The organism is Legionella sheltonii, assembly GCF_026191355.1.
GTDB lineage: Bacteria > Pseudomonadota > Gammaproteobacteria > Legionellales > Legionellaceae > Legionella > Legionella sheltonii.
In genome coordinates, this window is the sequence record NZ_JAPHOQ010000002.1 from 109,010 (window position 1) to 129,083 (window position 20,074).

Below are 20,074 nucleotides of genomic sequence, written 5' to 3' on the forward strand. Positions count from 1 at the left end.
ATCAATCCTGATCTTTCATAGGTGCAATCGGATTATCTTCAGTTATATATTTGGCAAATAAGGTCGTTAAACGAGTATTTATCCGACCATCTAATTCACTATAATCACCCTTTAGATAAAAATCACCTCGATTTAATAAAGGATCTGCTACCAAAATTTCATGTAATCCGTCGATGTCCCTTTCACCAAACTCATTTTGAACCCAATTCACATCTTCTGGATGCATGGCAAGTACTTTGTAGGCTTTTACGGAGGGTAATTCGGATTTGATGTTATGGAGTAAATTTTTCAATTGTTCAGGATGTGTAGATAATTCAACCCCAATACAATGCTGGCTTAACCAAATTACTGTTTGAATTATTTCTTGTGTTACTTGTTCATCTAGAAGTTTTACCGGATTTTTTAATATATCAAACCAACGCACAAACTGTTTTCTCTTCTCATCGATTTCAGCCTGGGCCCGTTGCATTCCCTCGGCATAACCTTTTTCTATAGCTTCTTTTTTTAATCGTTCACATTCAGCGAGAAAACGCTCTTCCTCATTGACTTCTACTTTCGGTTCATTATTGAAAATCGATTCATATTCCCAAGCACTAAACCCTTGTTCACTCCCTTTTTTCTTTAAGAAGGGTTCAAATTTATCTGACATATACTTATCATCCTGAAATCATACAATAACGTGCCGTCATCCCAAGTGAAACGAGAGATCGCCCTCTCCTAACACCGTCCTACAGTATAAGATCCCTCGCTTCATTCAAGATGACTTGGTTGCGTTGCGCTAATTCTCAAGCTACAACTAAATCATCTCATCTCCACCTTTAGAACCCAGTGCAATCTTACCTTCTTCGGAAAGACTTTTTGCTATTGCTAATATATCACGTTGAGCACGCTCTACATCAACAACTTTAACGGGACCTTGTAATTCAATGTCTTCACGCAATAAGTCAGCAGCACGTTTGGACATATTAGAAAATATTTTTTCTTTAGTGGGTTCTGTCGTCCCTTTTAAAGCCAATTTTAATTGTTCAGGGGTCACATCACGCAATAAAGTTTGCATACTTCGATCATCCATATCGACCAAATTTTCAAATACAAACATTTTATCGCGGATTTTTTCGCTCAGTTCCTGATCCCAATCTTTAATTTTATTCAGCACTTCCTCTTCCATTGCACCATCGAAATAGTTTATTACATCCGCAACACTCTTAATTCCTCCTACTGAGGCAGTTTTACTGACCTTTTGACCACTGAGTTGCTTTTCAATGACTTGTCCTAGCTCTGAGATAGCCTCGGGCTTAACTGTATCAATATTGCACATACGCAATAAAACTTCTGATCTTTTCTCCACACTAAAATAGCGTACTACTTCAGCTGCTTGTTCACTATCTAAGTGAATTAATATGGTTGCTATAATCTGCGGGTGTTCGTTACGAATCACATCAGCAATTAAGCGACCATCCAACCACTTTAAGCGATTAAGTCCACTGTCTTTATCAGATACAAGAATTCGATCAATAAATGGAGTGGCTTTTTCGAGTCCCAATGCCTCAATGAGTACTGTACGTAAATAATGTTCTGTATCTACTGTTAAGCTTGTCTGTTCCCCAATCGCACTGGTAAATTCGACCAAAACATTTTCCATTTTAGCCTTAGTCACATTACTGAGTGTCGTCATTGCAACACCAACTTTTTGTACTTGCCTCGGCTCTAGATGTCTTAATACTTCCGCAGCATTTTTTTCACCCATACTTAATAACAAAATGGCTGCACGCTCTATTCCATCCATAACTACCCCCGATCAACCCAATTTTTAACGACCTGTGCTACCCGTTTGGGTTCCTTATCAACAACTTGACGTAATAAATTTAATTGTGATTCATAATCATTTGCATCTTTAATTGAGATTGTCCCATCATAGGTTAAATCACCTATCGGCTGATCATCACTCGGAACATTCACAACGTTTCGGTTACTTGCTAATGTCTTCAGCATGGGTCTTAGCACACCAAAAATTAGTGCTAAAACAAATACAGCTGCTGCTGCTTGCTTCACGATGGACCAGAAAATCTCTTTCTGCCAAAAACGCTCCTCAGGGATAGCTGCTATAGGATCGGGTTTAACAAAATCAGAATTGATTACATTCAAACTGTCACCTCGTTGAGCATTTAATCCAATTGCATCAGCAACCAGTAATTTAATTTGATTTATTTCCTTAGCGGTCAATGGTGTTTTCATCATCTTTTTAGTCTTTTCATCCATTACTGCTCGATTGTCAACCAAAACGGCTACAGAGAGTCGTTTAATTGTTCCTGGCTGATTTTTAGTATGACTCACTGTTTTATCCAACTCGAAATTTTTGGTACTTTGCGTACGTAAATCCGTGGATTGATTTGAATCAGAGGCTGCTTGAGCTTGTGGTGGCGCATTTTTAGGGGGAGCACTCTTGGGAGCAAGAGCTGGATTATTTTGCGGTATGTTAGATAAAGTACCTGGGACACCCACCGCATCATTTGAAGAACTACGCTTTTCTTCCATAGTCTGTTCACTACGTAAAGAAGGCTGTTCGGGATTAAACATTTCTTGTGTTTGCTCGTAACTGGTAAAGTCGACATCAGCAGAAACTTTTGCTCTAACACGACCATAACCCAGTATTGGCGTTAGAATATCTTGAATCTTTTGCGCATATTGATGTTCCAAATTTTGTCTGTAATCTAAAAAGCGCTCCGTATCTGAAAAGAGGGTTTGTCCACCACCTTCATTTAATAACTGCCCGTCTTGATCAACCACTGTAACCCGACTAGCAGATAAATTGGGGATACTGGATGCAACTAAATTCACAATAGCGGCAATTGTATGTTTTTTAAGCTCCAAACCAGAATATACATCAAGAAAAACTGAAGCACTGGGTTCATGAGCATCACGGACAAAAGCAGACTCACGTGGAATTGCGAGATGGACCCGGGCTGATTTAATGTCATTAAATTTACTTATAGTACGCGCCAACTCTGCTTCCAGGGCTTGTTTATAACGTGCATTTTCCATAAATTGGCTGCTATTAAACGCGTTGGAACTAGAAAAAAGCTCTTCTGAACCGACCGGCTCTCGGGGTAATCCTTCCATTGCCAATTTAAGACGCACATTTTGCAGGTTATCTGCTGCAACCATAACCATGCTGTTGTTTCCGTCAATCTTAAAATCAATACCATTGCGTTCCAGTGCAGATACCACCTCAGCTGCATCACGCGCATTCATTTGGGTGTATAAAGGCACATAATTTGGATCGCGAGACCATAACACTACCGCTAAACCAATTGCTATGCTTGCAGCAATCCCTACGAGTAAACCAATTTGTCGGGCAATAGATAGATTTGCAAATTTTGCTGCTACTGTTGATGCACTATCAGCCAATGCCATATCAAGCTCCTAATTATACTGGCATATTCATTATGTCTTGATATGCTTGTACCACTTTGTTACGAACTCGAATAGTAGCCTCAAGCCCCAAGTTGGACTTTTGAGTTGCTACCATTACATCCCCTAAACTGACATTAGGATCACCTATTTCAAAACGAGTTTTTAACGCATCTGCAGTTTGGTTTAAATCGTTGACTTGATTTAAGGCCTGTTGAAATACTGTACCAAAGGGAGATGGGTTACTCTCTGTATCAATAATCCCGCCTTCAGCCTTCGCAGACATTGTCTTTATTTGGTTTAACAGATTAACTGTATTAATATCATTCATATCCCTATTTACCTCATAAGTATTTAGTAATTATCCTTTTAGTCTTTGCAGGTGTAACCGGAGTTCCGGCTGCGCGCTTTCCCCAGCTACAAACTATAAAACTTTTTATACTGTATACCCTTCTTCGCGCATTTTTGCTAGTTTATAACGTAATGTTCGCTCACTGACACCTAACAAGGCAGCTACTTTTTGTCTGTTTCCTTCATTCTCCAATAAAGTTTTTTCGATCAATTCAAATTCATGAATTTGTAAATTTTTACTGTGAGCAGCCGGGCTAGTTTCAGGAATCAAGGTAGTGGTTAATGACAATTGTAAATGCTCTGCTTCGATAATACCTTGGGTTTGTAATACTAATGCCCGTTGAATTACGTTATCTAATTCTCTCGCATTTCCTGGCCAAGGATAAGCCAACATCAGTTTCTGAGCTGCTGGAGAGATCACCGGGACAATCGGCTGCTTATGCTGACAATGTTTGCGAATCAGATAGTTCGCTAAAGGAATAATATCATTTTTTCTTTCACGTAAAGGGTGCCACTGCAAAGGAAAAACATTCAAACGATAAAACAAATCCTCTCTAAAACGACCCGCTTTGACCTCATCCTTTAGCTGTCTATTGGTTGTAGCCAGTATGCGTACATCCAAACTAATTGTTTTATTGGCACCGATACGTTCGACTTCTTTCTCTTGCAAAACACGAAGCAGTTTCGCTTGCAGGCTTAATGGCATTTCGCTCACCTCATCAAGAAGCAAAGTCCCTCCCTGCGCCTGTTCAAACTTACCAGGAGTTGATTTATAAGCCCCAGTAAATGAACCCTTTTCATAACCAAATAAAGTAGCCTCGAGCATTTGCTCGGGAATTGCAGCACAATTAATAGCAATAAATGGTTGCTTTTTTCGCGGTGAATGATCATGAATAAAATGGGCTAAAACCTCTTTTCCTGTCCCACTTTCTCCACTAATCATCACACCAACATCTGATTGAGCTACTTTCAATGCCATAGTCAACAAAGCCTGGCTTTTAGGATCTTTAGCAATCGGTTCGCCAGTGTCTTCATCAAGCTCTACTTTAATGTATTGATTGATTTTTTCAGTTAACAACTGAGCACTGAATGGCTTTTGTAAATAATCTACTGCACCATGATGAAGTGCATTCACTGCATCTTGTACCGATCCATAAGCAGTCATCAAAATCACTGGCAATCCAAGTCTTCTTTTTTGGATTTCTGCTAGTAGCTGATTTCCATCAAGTTCATCCATGCGAATATCTGTTAATACGACCGATGGATTATGGATTTCAAGAAGGGCTAGAGCTTCCTTGCCATCTTTAGCAGTAATATATGTATGGCCAGCAATAGTCATTGTTTCAGCCAGCGCTTCCCTTAATACTGGATCATCTTCAACGATTAAGACGTGACTCATAAAAAGTCCTTTTTCTAAGTGTTATAAAAAGGATATCATCCCAAGGCGACAAAGTGCTCCCTGTATTTTAATCAAAAATTAAATCAGGGGTACTTCGTCTACTCAGGATGACGACTCAACATATTACGGCAAAAACAAATTAACTTGTGTACCTACTCCTTCTGTAGACTCCAGGCTCACTCGACCGCCGTGTGCTTTTACTACCGCATAAACAACTGCCAAACCCAAACCATTGCCTTGCGCTTTTGTAGTATAAAAAGGTGAAAAAGCCTGGCCCTTCACCTCTTCAGTCATTCCTTTTCCATTGTCCTCTACTGATATTTGTATACCTGAATCATCTATAGATGCAAGTGTTAAATTAATTTCTGTTGCATCAGATTGCAATGAATTGATCACCAAGTTTAAAACTGCACCAATTAATGACTCTGCATGAATTAATGATTCGAGAGTAACTAACTGATTATTCACATTGAATGTTACATTACGGGCCAATACATAAGGTTGTGCGCGTTGTACCAGTAACGAGCACCAATAATTCATATCCATACGCGTTGGCTCGATTGTAGTACCTCGCGCAAAAAGTAATAAGTCCTGAATTTGCTGCTCAATACTGGTATGGCATTCTTGCAATCGATGAATCCAATTTTGGGTACGAACATCCAAATCAGGAAGATTATTCAAATGCTCTGTGTACAACATCGCAGAAGCCAAGGGAGTTCTGATTTGATGTGCGAGCTGTGCAGTCATTGTACCAATCGAGACTAATCGCTTTTCATTTTCTTTGGCTTTCTCATAATCTCTTGTAGCAGTGATATCCGTTAAACTGACTAATATGCCAGGTAAACTGTCCAAAGTTGCGATGGCTACATGGACACGGCGACCATCGGCAAGAGAAACTTCATGGCCGTCATCAGCGCGAGGAACAAAAGCACGTAAAATCACATCCAACCATAAAGAATCAAGTAATCCATATCCAAGCATTGCTTCAGCTGGTGGGTTTAGCCATACGATACGCCCCTGAGAATTAATAATTACCAAAGCCGTAGGGAGGCTGGATAAAATATCCCACTCAGAAAGAGGTATATGTGGTCTTACAGCACATGTTTGGTAATTAGAATAATGCATACTGGATGAAATTATTATAATTAATAAGAAGACTGTAACAAATTTAAGATAAAATGAAAATACATTTAAAATCATGTAATTAATCAAGCAACATTTCTTCTTTTTATTGATTAAAATTAAATCATTTTTTGTAATTCACATGAAAAATACAACATCAAAGCCAATGGTATATAAAAAATGAGTTTAGAAAACTTTTCTGCATCCTTTGCAGAAGAACTTATTAAAAAAACACAAAATTTTTACATCGATAATATCCAATTGATTAACCAGCGATGTATTTATTTTAATCACTGAGGAACCAGGTGAGTGAGCAGTTCATTCATGTTCCTAATTACTGGATTTCGCTGCGAGGTGCTTAAGCAAAGAATATCTAGATTATGACTCTGAATTTTTTTCATCCAACGATTTTAGAAATGCTAGTTTCTCTGCAATTTTTATTTCCAAACCGCGCGGTACTGGTTTATACCAACCGGGCTCCTCCATTCCCTCCGGTAAATAATGTTCTCCAGCCGCATATGCATGCGGTTCATCATGGGCATAACGATATTTTTTTCCGTAACCTAGTTTTTTCATTAAACGTGTAGGTGCATTACGTAAATGGACAGGCACTTCTCGTGATTTATCATGTTTTACAAAATCCATCGCCTGATTAAAAGCAACATATCCTGCATTACTTTTTGCAGCGATTGACAGATAAATGACAGCCTGTCCTAGTGCAAGCTCTCCTTCCGGAGAGCCTAATCGTTCATAGGTTACAGCAGCATCGTTTGCTATTTGTATTGCTCGAGGATCAGCTAATCCAATATCTTCCCAAGCCATTCGAACAATCCGTCGCACTAAATAACTGGGGTCGACACCCCCATCTAACATACGACAAAGCCAATAGAGAGCGGCATCAGGATTAGAACCACGTACTGATTTGTGTAAAGCAGAAATTTGATCGTAAAAATTTTCTCCACCTTTATCAAAACGTCTGACTTGTTCTGCCAAAGCATTCATCACAAATTCTTTAGTGACATGCACATTGTTCATCGCAGTACATGCGCCATGTAATTGTTCTAAACTATTCAATAATCGTCGGGCATCACCATCAGCAAACCCAATGAGCATGTCCAGCGCATCATCGTCGAATTGAATAGGAGATAAGAGGGCTTGATAAGCTTTTTGAAACAGTTGTCTCAATTCTTCATCAGTCAAAGATTTTAAAACATAAACCTGAGCACGTGACAACAAGGCAGAATTCACTTCAAAAGAAGGATTTTCAGTTGTAGCCCCTATAAAAGTTACTAAACCCGATTCTGTGTAAGGTAATAGTGCATCTTGTTGCGCTTTGTTAAAGCGATGAATTTCATCGATGAACAGTATAGTGTGTTTACCATGAGTTAGATTTTCCTGCGCGTTCTCAACTGCCGCACGAATATCCTTAACCCCCGAAAACACCGCAGAAAGCGCTATCCATTCACTATCAAATGCTTCAGCAGCAATACGAGCAATTGTTGTTTTACCGACTCCTGGAGGTCCCCATAAAATCATTGAGTGAAGTTTTTTACTCGCAAAACTAAGACGCAATGATTTACCTTCACCCAATAAATGACTTTGTCCAATCACTTCGTCCAGACTTTTGGGCCTTAAAAGTTCTGCCAGTGGTGGTTGAGGCATTGTCTTAAACAAACTCATTGCTGAACCACATCAACCCCTTTAGGCGTTTTGAATTGGAACAAGCTAGCTGCCAATTTAGGGTTTGTTTTAATTTGAGATAATTGAACCGTAGTTACTTGGCCCAATTGATCATATAACTCCAAACCAGTTAGGTTATTTTGACGAAACACCAGTTTGATTCGTTGAAAATTTGCTTTAGGTGATTTTGATTTTAGATCAAAAACCAAGTCATCACCCACATTACTTTGAGTCACATTAAAGTCTCGGGTAACTGTATTATCATAACCACTTAAGAATAAAGCAGCAGTACCCCCTAAACCTTTTCGTTGCGTTTTGACCGTTACTTGCTCCAAATCTTTATCGTAAACCCAAATTTTCTGCCCATCAGCAACCATTAATTGCGCCATAGGTTGCACGGTTTGCCAACGGAATCGACCCGGCCTTTGTAATGCCATTGTTCCTGATGAACGAGAGACTACTCGCTGTTTTGCTTTAACTGCTTGTTTAAACACGGCAGTCATTGAGCGAATTCCATTTAATTTAGCCTGAAGCAATACATCAGGCGTTTCACTAAATACCGCAGTTGAAATACTTAAAAGTAATACGGTTAATATTTTTTTCATAATTAATCCTCCGTCACGGATGACACTAAGACATCTCGATAACCACCATCTAATGGGCCCACAATTCCTGTTCGCTCCATTTCTTCAACCATACGAGCTGCCCGGTTATAGCCTATTTTTAGTCGTCGCTGTACTGCAGAAATACTGGCCTTCCGTGTTTGGATAACGAATTCTACCGCTTGATCATAAAGAGGATCATCATCCTCGGCAGATTGACCGTCCTCATCAGAACCGCCCTCATTACCGTCACCCGTTAATTTCAAAATATCATCAATATAATCAGGCTCCCCACGAGCACGCCAATCATCCGCAATACGATGTACCTCTTTATCATCAACAAAAGCACCATGAACTCGTAAAGGCGCCCCACTTCCGGGTGCTAAATACAACATGTCCCCATGTCCTAGTAATTGTTCAGCACCCTGTTGATCTAATATAGTACGAGAATCAATTTTTGACGAAACCTGGAATGACATTCGAGTCGGAATATTTGATTTAATTAACCCAGTTAAAACATCTACAGAAGGTCTTTGAGTCGCAAGAATCATATGGATTCCAGCAGCGCGTGCTTTTTGAGCAATACGAGCAATTAACTGCTCCACTTTCTTGCCCACGACCATCATCATATCAGCAAGCTCATCAATAACGACGACAATATAGGGCAAAGGTTCCAGCTCTGGGGCTGTTTCATCCATTGAATCAACAGGTTTCCATAAAGGATTAACGATAGGTTGCCCATTGGCGATGCCTTCGGCGATTTTGCTATTAAAACCTGCCAAATTTCTTACACCTAAAGCAGCCATCAACTTATAACGACGCTCCATTTCTTCAACACACCAACGCAAAGCACTAGCAGCCTCTTTCATATCAGTAACAACGGGAGTTAATAAATGCGGAATGCCATCATAAACAGATAATTCCAGCATCTTGGGATCAACCATAATGAGACGAACCTGGTCTGGAGTTGCCTTAAATAAGATACTTAAAATCATGGCATTAATACCCACTGACTTACCGGAGCCTGTTGTTCCAGCGACCAATAAATGAGGCATTTTCCCTAAATCAACAACTACAGGGTGACCTGCAATATCCACCCCCAGAGCCAAGGTAACAGGCGAATGGGCCTGCTGGTATACATCCGCTAATAATACATCCGACAGTCGAACCATCTCTCGTGAATGATTGGGTAATTCTAAACCCACTACCGTTTTACCTGGAATGACCTCAACAACACGAACTGAAATTACGGATAAAGAACGCGCCAGATCTTTAGCTAAAGCAGTCAGCTTGCTCACTTTCACACCAGCAGCCAATTGCAACTCAAAACGAGTTACGACGGGTCCTGGATGCACTGCTACTACACCCGCCTGGATACCAAAATCGAGTAAGTGTTGTTCTACCTCGCGTGATAAATTCTCTAGTTCCTGGTGGGTATATCCACCCATAGGTTTACCGGGTTGACCTTTATCCAATAAGCTTAGGGATGGCAAATCACCTGAAGTGCTCACTTTGGGGATACGGATTTCTTTTACTTCTTTAACCGGTTTGACAATTTCCGGCTTCACTTCCTGAGTAATTAAAACAGGAGGAATATTCTCCTCTTTTTCTTTCTCTGCTTTGGGCTTAAATAATTTAGGAGCTGGCTTTTCTCGAGGAATCTTCGGTGCGTTAGGGATCACATTTGATTTTGATTGTTGAACTCGTGATTTAATAACAGATAGTGCCTTGTGTGTGGTTTTAGAAATATAATTCACAACGAATAAAGTATAAAAACCAATCAACTCAACTGCTTTTATCCAAGACAAGCCTGTCAACCAGGTAGTTCCTACCAAAAGCATAGCGAGTAGAACTAAACTTGCTCCATGCAAATTGAGCATTTGGTACCAACCGCCACCAACAGCTTGTCCTATAAATCCCCCGGCACCATGGATGGAATCCAATTGATTCATTTCTGCTTCAAGGCTTAATAAGCCACAACCTCCTGCGAACATGAGCATTAAGCCAACGGAACGAAGTACTAAAACACGTTTATCTAGTCGATTTAGAGCGCGTACATCGTGTAACAGAGCCCAAGAAATATAAACAAAAGCAATCGGTACCAAATAAGCAAAATATCCGAATACAAAATAAAGTGCATCCGCAATATAAGCACCTACTTGTCCACCCGAATTTGCAACAACAGTTCCAGCTCGAGAAACATGTGACAATCCAGGATCACTGATTTTATAAGTGAGTAATGACAAGAGCACAAAAAGAGCACTTGTTAAAATTAATATAAAACTACCCTCGCTAAGCCGCTTTACAACATAGCTAGGCATATGATTTTTAGAACCGCTCGATTTTTTTCCTGACTGTTGTTTTTCCATAGGTATTTTCATATCTTTGTTTTTGTCATAATATTCGCCATCTTAACACAAAATATTAAAATATTAAGGAAGGCAGAGACAATGAGCTCAAGCAATCATCATCGCTTAATTATACTCGGTTCAGGACCAGCAGGTTATACTGCTGCAGTCTATGCCGCAAGAGCCAATCTTCATCCAGTTTTAATTACTGGAATGCAACCAGGAGGTCAGCTAACGACCACTACCGATGTAGATAATTGGCCCGGTGATATAGAGGGATTACAAGGCCCTGCCCTAATGGAACGTATGCAAAAGCATGCAGAACGCTTTGACACTCAAATTATTTTTGATCATATTGTTAAAGCGAATTTAACACAAGCACCTTTTACTCTTCATGGGGATAGCGATACCTACACTTGTGATGCACTAATCATTGCAACAGGAGCTTCTGCACGTTATCTGGGATTAGAGTCCGAATCAGCTTATCAAGGTCGAGGGGTTTCTGCCTGTGCCACCTGCGATGGCTTTTTTTACCGCAATAAAGCAGTTTGTGTTATTGGTGGTGGAAATACTGCTGTGGAAGAAGCACTTTATTTATCAAACCTTGCGTCTAGTGTTACTTTAGTACATCGACGAGACAGTCTGCGCGCTGAGAAAATTCTCCAGGATAAACTTTTTGAAAAAACCCGCAACGGTAACATTAAAATCATCTGGAATTCTACTCTTGATGAAGTGATTGGAGATGGTAAAAAAGTAACTGGCGCTTTAATCCGAAATGTACAAAATGATACCAAAGAATTACTAAATGTCGATGGCGTATTCATTGCGATAGGACATACACCCAATACCGATTTATTTAAAGACCAGCTTCTTATGAATAATGGTTATCTTGTCATTAAATCAGGACTGGAAGGAATGGCGACCAGCACCTCAATTCCTGGTGTATTTGCCTGTGGCGATGTGGCAGACCATGTATATCGACAAGCCATTACCTCAGCTGGTTTTGGTTGCATGGCCGCCCTTGATGCAGAACAATATTTAGATTTGAATTTAGGAAAAATTTAGATCTATTGAGGACTTATCGAAATTTTTTGCTGTCATCCGCATGTAACGCAGGGTCCCTTACGGTAGCAGCATGTTACCAAGGGAGTCTCTGCTCTCTCGGGGCTAGGGAACTTCCGCTGTGCCAAATGCAGATTATACTATTTATGATGACTCTGGGGCTTTTTGTTGTTTGAGCATTTTCAACATAATATCTTTTCCCATAGCCTCAACCATTTTCATAAATAAAGGTGGTTTTCTTTCTTGCAAGCGATGCAAATCCGTATATCGCCAATATAAATAATCTACAGGTTCTCGTGCATGAATTGTAGTGTTCGCTTTCCCATCTCTAAAATAACTCATCTCACCAATAAAGTGATAAGGGCCTAACTCAAGAATACCATCATCCACTTCGATATAAACTTTCCCTTTTGTAATCAACATGAGATTTTCTACGGGATTTCCCTTCATTAATATCTTTTCGTTACTTGAAGTACCTCTATGACTTAATTTAATCAAACGAATAAAATCACTCGTCTGCATATTTGAAAAAAATAAATCTTTTATTTGTTGCAAATCATAAGGTAATTCCCTAGGCATCATGTCTCTTAACAAGATGCCAATCTGCACAAAATTAATAATTAATGATGCGATAGCCCAAAAAGCAACAGGAGGAACATTAGCCAATGCTCCATAAAGTAAAAAAGATAAATCAGATAGCACAAAAATCGTGCGAATAATAAGCACTTTCCTAAAGCTAAGACTAAGAAGAATTAAAATATTTCCTAAACTATACAAATAATCCAATTGTTTCCTCCAATTCTTGTTTATAATAATTGTAGAATACAAAAAGGTCCTATGAGAGAAAAAATCCCAGATAAATCTAGGAGATTGTATTGAGTTATAATGAAATCTACTCCTTTCCAAATCCAGAAACGAGTGATGATCAGGGTTTATTATTCATTGGGGGGGATTTATCGCCTCAACGTATACTTCAAGCTTATCGACAAGGAGTGTTTCCCTGGTATGAACCAGGAACACCTATTCTTTGGTGGTCCCCAAATCCAAGACTTATATTAATTCCTACTGAATTCAAGGTATCGCATAGTTTGCAAAAATCAATAAAAAAACCCTTTGGCTTTACTGTAGATACTGTATTTAGAGAGGTCATGATGGCATGTGCCACTTGCTCTGGTCGCAAGAATAATACCTGGATTACTCGAGAAATGATTGAGGCATATACCCAGTTGCATACAATGGGTTATGCGCATTCTTTTGAAATATGGAATAAAAATGAATTGGTCGGAGGTCTGTATGGGCTCAGCTTAGGGCGCGTTTTTTTTGGTGAATCCATGTTCCATAAGCTAACGGATGCATCAAAAATTGCTTTTTATTATTTATGCAAAACTATGGCAAAATGGAATTTTGATTTTATTGATTGCCAAATTCCCACCAATCATCTACAAAGTCTGGGCGCTAAAATTATTGAACGTAAAGAATTTCTTCATCTGCTGCGCCAATCATTAGAGCATCCTACAAAGCAGGGTTCATGGAATATCACCTTGCCTTAATATTTCAAATAGCAACAATCATGTACTATCATTATACAAGGCGAATCATTCATTTTCATTTCATACGATTATAACCTCATGAGATGATAATGTAATGCAGTAAACAACCTGGAGTATTTTCCTATGGAATCAAAAACTGTGTCAAAGGTTCCTGTTATTTTTGGAAAAATGAAGGAGGATCAATTACATAAGATTTTGGAAAACAGCGATGCCAAGAAAAAAGAAACTAAAGCCGTATTTTTAATCAGAGAAGATGATAACTTTCGAGGATTCATGACCGTTTCATATTACTCACAAGAGCATGATATGGTAAAAAATATCCGATTTGGTTTAACCAGTGACGGTTGGAAAAAAGTTCCTAAGCCACCTAAAGAACCCGCTTTGACTGATACACTTGAAGTAAAACGAAAATACGCGCTTGATAAAACAAAATTTGATAAAGACATGCAAAATTTTATCAATACAGCTAAGACTCTATTCGAACACAATGCGACCCCAGATCAAATTAAGCGGCTAATCAACGAGTTAAGAAAAGAAGAGTATAAATTTGATTTGAGTGGACTGATTAGACCGAGTCCGGCAGAAGCGAGTAAAGAAAAACACTTTTTGAGTTATGTTGGTGAGGTATTTATAACTGAGATGATAGCTCAATTAACTCACATCAACAAAAATTTAGGCTCGAACTTATCTTAATAAATTATTTTTAGGAAAACTGTCCTTACAGAATGACATAATAGTTAAATTTTGACATGCTTGGATTGCCATTTTCTTCATTTTAGTGCAGTATACATACACAATAAACATTATAAATTTGGTACATCACTGAGAGACCTATGGCAAAAGAAGATCATATAGAAATGGCTGGTACTGTTATAGATACCCTACCCAACACCATGTTTCGTGTTGAATTAGAAAATGGACATGTTATCACTGCCCACATTTCTGGTCGTATGCGTAAAAATTACATTAGAATTTTGACTGGTGATAAAGTTAAAGTCGAGTTAACTCCCTATGACTTAACTAAAGGCCGCATCATTTTCCGCGATAAAAACTAAGCGACTTCCTAATTAAAACTCTTTTCTTTACAACATGTAATCTATAGGTTCCCGGTTTAAGCCTGGCCCTTCAAAAGACTACAACAAATGTTGGGCTTTGGCCCAACGTTTTAAAAAAACACTGTTCCTTTATAAAATTTCAAATTGGGCAAATATTTTCAAAAAGTTGGGCCAAGGCCCAACTTACACTTGAATAATAGTATTAAGTAGTAACTGTTCGCCTTATTCTATAAAGCTTCAAATATTGCAGCGGCTCCCATGCCCGTTCCAATACACATCGTTACCATACCATATCGTCCTTTAATCCTCCTCAGACCATGCAATAAAGTAGCTGTTCTGATTGCCCCTGTAGCGCCTAGGGGATGTCCTAAGGCAATAGCGCCGCCTAAGGGATTTACTTTGCTTCGAGGAAGATCAAGTTCTTTAATTACTGCCAAAGCCTGAGCGGCAAAAGCCTCGTTAAGCTCTATCCAATCAAGCTGGTCTACAGTTATACCTGCTCGCTTTAAGGCAACCGGAATGGCTTTTATGGGGCCAATTCCCATAATATCAGGAGGAACACCGGCCACGGCATAACTCATCAATCGTCCTATTGGTTTTAAATTATATTGGCGCAAAGCCTGTTCACTAGCCAGCAAAGCAATGCCTGCTCCATCACTAGTTTGTGAACTGTTTCCTGCCGTGACTGTTCCTCTGGCGGCAAAAACAGGTTTTAATTTAGAAATGACTTCATAGGAAGTATCTGCTCGTGGTCCTTCATCATCATTGATCCACTTTTTCTTTACTATGGTTGTCGAGCTCGCTAAATCAGCCTGTCTTAAAGTAATTTCTATGGGACTAATTTCCGCTTTAAAATCACCTCGTTGCTGAGCCGCTACTGCTTTTTTATGACTTTCAGCAGCAAACTCATCTTGTTGTTCTCGAGTAATTTCCCAGCGTTTTGCAACATTTTCTGCAGTAATCCCCATCCCGTACGCAATCGCGATGTCTTCATTATTGAATATAACAGGGTTTGCTGTGTATTTATTTCCGCCTAAAGGTACCATAGACATGCTTTCAACGCCGCCTGCTAGAGCCAAGTTTATGTCGCCACTTCGTATAGTCTCTGCAACTGTAGCAATACTTTGTACTCCAGAGGAACAAAAACGATTGATTGTCATGGCCGGAACAGATTGGGGTAAGTCAGCAAGTAATACAGCAATGCGAGCCACATTCATACCTTGTTCTGCCTCAGGCATAGCACAACCTATGACAACATCCCCTATTTCTTGATGATCCACAGATGGATAACGCCCCATTAAATTTTTGATCACATGAGCCAATAAATCATCGGGTAAAGTATTCTTAAATACACCACGGGGTGCTTTACCAACAGGAGTACGTAATGCGTCAACTATATATACATTAGTCATTTTTTAAATCTCCCTTAATTACGTAACGGCTTGCCAGTTTCTAATAAATGACTAATCCGCGCTTGAGTTAATGGTGATGCAGCTAGAGTCATAAACGCTTCTCGCTCTAATTTAAGCATCCAGTTTTCATCAACAAAAGTGTTTTGATTGAGATTGCCACCGCAAAGTACTGTTGCCAATTCCGTAGCAATAAAATAGTCATGCTGAGAAATAAAACCACCTTCTAACCAATTAACTAACCCTGCTTGTAATCGTGCTTTACCTTCAATTCCAGCGATTTGAAATTGTGTCTTTAAAGGAGGCAGATAATTCGCTGCATGCATAAAATTAATCTTGGCCAAAGCAACGTAGAGTACTTCATCAGCGTGCATCACATAGCTGTCTGTACTACGCAAATACCCCATCTGCATTGCATCAGCTGCTGAGCCTGCAACTTGTGCAGTGGCAATTTGTTGGTAGTAACCTTGAAGTACTGTCATTAAATCGCCTTTGGGAGCCAGTTGGGCAGCCCGCATTGCCATTTCCTTACATCCACCACCAGCAGGTATCACTCCAACACCAAATTCAACGAGTCCTGGATAAGCCTCAAAGGCAGCAACAACAGCATCACAATGCATCATTAATTCACAACCACCACCAAGAGCACGTCCCCTCAATGCCGCTACTGTTGGGATAGAACTGTATTTCAAACGCAAAGCCACACGTTGAAATTGGGCAATCATGTCGTCCAAAGCATGCATTTTGTCGTCTTTAATTAAATTCAGGACACCACGTAAGTCAGCACCCGAGCAGAAATTAGTCGCGTCGTGTTGATAAATGATCAAACCGCGACATTGTTTCTCTGCAATTTCAACCGCCGCTTCCAGTCCATCAAGAACTGACTGCCCTACTGTATTCGCCTTGCTTTTAAAGTTCACTACAGCAACATCATCTTGTAAATTCCATAAGCGCACCCCCTCATTTTCATAAATCACAGGTGTAGGATGAGCTGTTTGCTTAATGACGCGGTCAGGAAAGTATTGGCGTTGGTAAACAGGCAATTGGCTTCGAGGCTGATAATCATTCATTTGTGGCGAATAAGCTCCTTCTTCTGTATAGAAGGCATCAATTTCAAACAACCATCCAGGTAATTCGGCTGTACTAAGAGATGATTTATCCTTTATGGCTTGGTCAATATACTGTGTCATTCGAGTTAAATCAGCTAATTGCCATGTTTCAAATGGTCCTTGCACCCAGCCAAAACCCCAACGTATTGCCAAATCAACGTCTCTAACATTATCTGCAATCGCCTTAAGATGATAGGCGCAATAATGAAATAAATCTCTGAAACAGCTTGCCAAGAATTGTGCTTGCTTGTTATTGGAAGTAATAAGTTTTTGCATGCGTACAGCAGGATCAGACTCACTCATGATGGCTTTTAACTCATCATTTACCGCTGGTTGAGCGGTGCGATAAGTCGCCGATTTAACATCATAAACTTCAATAACCTTACCATTTTTCCTATAAATACCTTGGCCAGTTTTTTGTCCTAAATGCCCCTCTTTAATAAGATTAGTGAGCCATTCCGGAAGTTTAAAACTAGAGTGCCATGGGTCATCTTGCAACTGTTGTTGCATGGTATGGATTACATGTTCCATGGTATCTAGACCAACAACATCCATGGTACGAAAAGTCGCAGACTTCGGTCTTCCCAGCAATGGACCTGTTAATGCATCCACTTCATCTAATCCCATATCCATAGCAAAAGCATGGTGCAAGGTCGTTAAGAGTGAAAATACACCAATACGATTACCAATAAAATTCGGAGTATCTTTGGCGCGCACCACTCCTTTACCCAAATAACGAGTTAACCAAGTTTCAAGATTATCTACCAATTCCTTATCAGTAGTTTTGGCAGGAATAAGCTCAGCAAGATGCATGTAACGCGGAGGATTAAAAAAATGAACACCGCAAAAATTTCTTCTATGCATTTCAGGTAAAACAGAACATAAAGAATCAATACTTAAACCCGATGTATTACTCACTAAAATAGAGTGCTCCGCTAAAAATGGGGAAATTCGCTTGTATAAATCCTCTTTCCAATCCAAACGTTCAGCAATGGCTTCAATAATCAAATCGCATGAAGATAAATCAGCGAGGTGTTGTTCGTAATTTCGTGCTTGCATTAACGCTGCAGTTTGAGCTGTTGCAAGTGGAGCAGGTTTCAATTTCCCTAAGTTAGCTATTGCTTTATCAATTAGTGCATTCGTGTTTCCTTCTTTGGACGCTAAATCGTAAAGTAAGGTTTCAATACCTGCGTTAACACAGTGCGCGGCAATCTGTGCCCCCATAACGCCTGCTCCCAGAACTGCGACTTTTTTTATAAAAAAAGGTCCATGCATTTCTTTCTTCCTCGTTAATTAAAATGTAGCCTGGGCGAAGCAAGGCGTAACCCGGGTTCTTATGGCAGATTAAATTACCCGAGTTACGCCTCGCTTCACCCGGGCACAGTTGCTACTCATTAAACTAAATCAAAACGAATACCCTGGGCTAAAGGTAGTTCATTTCCCCAGTTTATCGTATTGGTTTGTCGACGCATGTAGGCTTTCCACGAATCAGAGCCTGACTCACGACCACCACCGGTTTCTTTTTCTCCACCAAAAGCACCGCCAATTTCGGCACCCGAAGTACCGATGTTAATATTGGCTATACCACAATCGCTCCCCCAAGCACTTAAAAAATGCTCTGCATTTTTTAAATTTTGAGTAAACATGGCAGAAGATAACCCCTGTGGTACATGATTTTGTAAAGCAATCGCTTCATCAATTGTTTGAAAAGGCATAACATATAAAATGGGGGCAAATGTTTCTTCTTGTACAATATCCCAATGGTTTTTTACATCACATACTAATGTAGGTTGTACAAAAAAGCCTGGTCGATGAACAGCCTCGCCACCAGAGATAATTCGCCCCCCTGCTTCTTTGATTCGGGCGATTGCTTTAGTGAATTGGTCTACGGCTTGTTTGTCAATTAGAGGGCCCATAAGATTTATTTTATCTAAAGGATCGCCAATTGTTATCTGCTCATAAGCAAAACGTAAGCGTTCAACAACATAATCATATTTCGAATGATGAACAAACAAACGTCGAGTAGAAGTGCACCGTTGACCTGCAGTACCCACTGCTCCAAAAACAATCGCTGGAATTGCTAAATGAAGATCAGCTGACTCATCAAGAATTATCGCATTATTGCCCCCTAACTCTAAAATAGTCTTACCTAAGCGGGCAGCAACTTTTGCGGCAACTTGCTTTCCTACTGCCGTTGAACCTGTAAATGAAATAAGCGGTATCCGCTGGTCATTAACCAAAGTCTCTACTACATCATGGTCTTCCGGAATCACCAGACTAAATATTTCAGGGCATCCATTAGCTGCCAACACATCATTGCAAATATGCTGAACGGCTACAGCACACAAAGGTGTCTTTGCTGAAGGTTTCCACACAGTGACATTACCACAAATGGCCGCAAGAAAAGCATTCCAAGACCAAACTGCGACTGGGAAGTTAAATGCTGAAATAACACCCACAATACCGTACGGATGCCATTGTTCATACATTCTGTGTTGAGGACGTTCAGAATGCATGGTATTCCCATATAACATCCGTGACTGACCTACTGCAAAATCAGCGATGTCAATCATTTCCTGAACTTCACCATCCCCTTCTTGCTTGGATTTGCCCATTTCTAAAGAAACCAAACTGCCTAAAGCATCCTTATGATCGCGCAATGACTGACCAATTTGCCGTATTATTTCACCTCTTTTGGGAGCAGGAATTTTCCTCCATTCATGTGCCGCATGCTGTGCACGGGTCATTACCTCTTCATAATCATCCAGGGTGCAGGTTGCTATTTCCGCAAGCTTTTCACCATTTGCTGGATTATAAGAGATTAATTTATGCTCATGAACTCCACTTTGCCAACCCTGGCCACTATAGGCACCTGGATTAACTGCATGAATTCTCAAGCGTTTTAATATATCCATTCATTATCTCCATGGTAACCCGGATACAACTAGGTGAACCCGGGAACAGTGCTACGATATT

The 20,074-nt window shown here is 39.9% G+C and carries 17 protein-coding genes; 4 read left to right on the plus strand and 13 right to left on the minus strand.

The window, feature by feature from the left end; genetic code table 11:
• Window position 1 precedes the first annotated feature (1 nt).
• The 9 genes from OQJ26_RS02490 to OQJ26_RS02530 all read right to left on the minus strand — a co-directional run bounded on the left by OQJ26_RS02490 (window position 2) and on the right by OQJ26_RS02530 (window position 10,934).
• Window positions 2-649 carry a flagellar assembly protein FliH gene (locus OQJ26_RS02490; protein WP_265702326.1) on the minus strand — a complete coding sequence of 216 codons (648 nt, stop codon included), beginning with the start codon at window positions 647-649 and terminating at the stop codon, window positions 2-4.
• A 147-nt stretch (window positions 650-796) separates the two neighbouring features.
• Window positions 797-1,786: a flagellar motor switch protein FliG gene (gene fliG / locus OQJ26_RS02495; RefSeq protein WP_265702327.1), complete on the minus strand. Its 990-nt coding sequence runs from the start codon at window positions 1,784-1,786 to the stop codon at window positions 797-799.
• A 2-nt stretch (window positions 1,787-1,788) separates the two neighbouring features.
• Window positions 1,789-3,414 (minus strand): flagellar basal-body MS-ring/collar protein FliF, encoded by a 1,626-nt coding sequence (gene fliF, locus OQJ26_RS02500; RefSeq protein WP_265702328.1) that lies wholly within the window; start codon window positions 3,412-3,414, stop codon window positions 1,789-1,791.
• Window positions 3,415-3,427: 13 nt separating this feature from the next.
• On the minus strand, window positions 3,428-3,742 hold the full coding sequence (gene fliE / locus OQJ26_RS02505; RefSeq protein WP_265702329.1) for a flagellar hook-basal body complex protein FliE: 315 nt from the start codon (window positions 3,740-3,742) through the stop codon (window positions 3,428-3,430).
• Window positions 3,743-3,847: 105 nt separating this feature from the next.
• The gene (locus OQJ26_RS02510; protein ID WP_265702331.1) at window positions 3,848-5,161 is read right to left on the minus strand and encodes a sigma-54-dependent transcriptional regulator; all 1,314 of its coding nucleotides are present in this window, start codon (window positions 5,159-5,161) and stop codon (window positions 3,848-3,850) included.
• A gap of 123 nt (window positions 5,162-5,284) precedes the next feature.
• Window positions 5,285-6,286: a sensor histidine kinase gene (locus OQJ26_RS02515; protein ID WP_265702629.1), complete on the minus strand. Its 1,002-nt coding sequence runs from the start codon at window positions 6,284-6,286 to the stop codon at window positions 5,285-5,287.
• 375 nt (window positions 6,287-6,661) lie between these two features.
• On the minus strand, window positions 6,662-7,963 hold the full coding sequence (locus OQJ26_RS02520; protein WP_265702332.1) for a replication-associated recombination protein A: 1,302 nt from the start codon (window positions 7,961-7,963) through the stop codon (window positions 6,662-6,664).
• Window positions 7,960-8,568 carry an outer membrane lipoprotein periplasmic chaperone LolA gene (gene lolA, locus OQJ26_RS02525; RefSeq protein WP_265702333.1) on the minus strand — a complete coding sequence of 203 codons (609 nt, stop codon included), beginning with the start codon at window positions 8,566-8,568 and terminating at the stop codon, window positions 7,960-7,962. Before lolA ends, OQJ26_RS02520 begins: the two co-directional genes overlap by 4 nt.
• Window positions 8,569-8,570: 2 nt before the next feature.
• Window positions 8,571-10,934, minus strand: coding sequence for a DNA translocase FtsK (locus OQJ26_RS02530; RefSeq protein ID WP_322783953.1), 2,364 nt, complete (start codon window positions 10,932-10,934; stop codon window positions 8,571-8,573).
• Window positions 10,935-11,015: 81 nt separating this feature from the next.
• Here OQJ26_RS02530 and trxB point away from each other — a divergent pair, with 81 nt between their 5' ends.
• Window positions 11,016-11,978: a thioredoxin-disulfide reductase gene (gene trxB, locus OQJ26_RS02540; RefSeq protein WP_265702335.1), complete on the plus strand. Its 963-nt coding sequence runs from the start codon at window positions 11,016-11,018 to the stop codon at window positions 11,976-11,978.
• Window positions 11,979-12,119: 141 nt separating this feature from the next.
• Here the strand turns inward: trxB and OQJ26_RS02545 are convergent, their stop codons facing one another.
• The gene (locus OQJ26_RS02545; protein ID WP_265702336.1) at window positions 12,120-12,761 is read right to left on the minus strand and encodes a Crp/Fnr family transcriptional regulator; all 642 of its coding nucleotides are present in this window, start codon (window positions 12,759-12,761) and stop codon (window positions 12,120-12,122) included.
• An 89-nt stretch (window positions 12,762-12,850) separates the two neighbouring features.
• On the opposite strand from OQJ26_RS02545, the gene aat reads away from it, so the two are divergent.
• The 3 genes from aat (at window position 12,851) to infA (ending at window position 14,580) form a co-directional block, all read left to right on the plus strand.
• Entirely contained in the window at window positions 12,851-13,525 is a 675-nt protein-coding gene (gene aat, locus OQJ26_RS02550) for a leucyl/phenylalanyl-tRNA--protein transferase (RefSeq protein ID WP_265702337.1), read from the plus strand.
• Window positions 13,526-13,648: 123 nt separating this feature from the next.
• A complete protein-coding gene (locus OQJ26_RS02555; protein WP_265702338.1) occupies window positions 13,649-14,218 on the plus strand; it encodes a hypothetical protein in 570 nt (189 codons plus the stop codon).
• 140 nt (window positions 14,219-14,358) lie between these two features.
• Window positions 14,359-14,580: a translation initiation factor IF-1 gene (infA, locus tag OQJ26_RS02560; RefSeq protein WP_019233117.1), complete on the plus strand. Its 222-nt coding sequence runs from the start codon at window positions 14,359-14,361 to the stop codon at window positions 14,578-14,580.
• Window positions 14,581-14,807: 227 nt separating this feature from the next.
• On the opposite strand, the gene OQJ26_RS02565 is transcribed toward infA, so the two are convergent.
• From OQJ26_RS02565 to amaB, 3 genes are all read right to left on the minus strand, one after another.
• A complete protein-coding gene (locus OQJ26_RS02565; RefSeq protein ID WP_265702340.1) occupies window positions 14,808-15,992 on the minus strand; it encodes an acetyl-CoA C-acyltransferase in 1,185 nt (394 codons plus the stop codon).
• 14 nt (window positions 15,993-16,006) lie between these two features.
• Window positions 16,007-18,373 carry a 3-hydroxyacyl-CoA dehydrogenase/enoyl-CoA hydratase family protein gene (locus OQJ26_RS02570; RefSeq protein ID WP_265702341.1) on the minus strand — a complete coding sequence of 789 codons (2,367 nt, stop codon included), beginning with the start codon at window positions 18,371-18,373 and terminating at the stop codon, window positions 16,007-16,009.
• A gap of 119 nt (window positions 18,374-18,492) precedes the next feature.
• Complete coding sequence (gene amaB, locus OQJ26_RS02575; protein WP_265702342.1) at window positions 18,493-20,013, minus strand: L-piperidine-6-carboxylate dehydrogenase; 1,521 nt, start codon at window positions 20,011-20,013, stop codon at window positions 18,493-18,495.
• Window positions 20,014-20,074 lie beyond the last annotated feature (61 nt).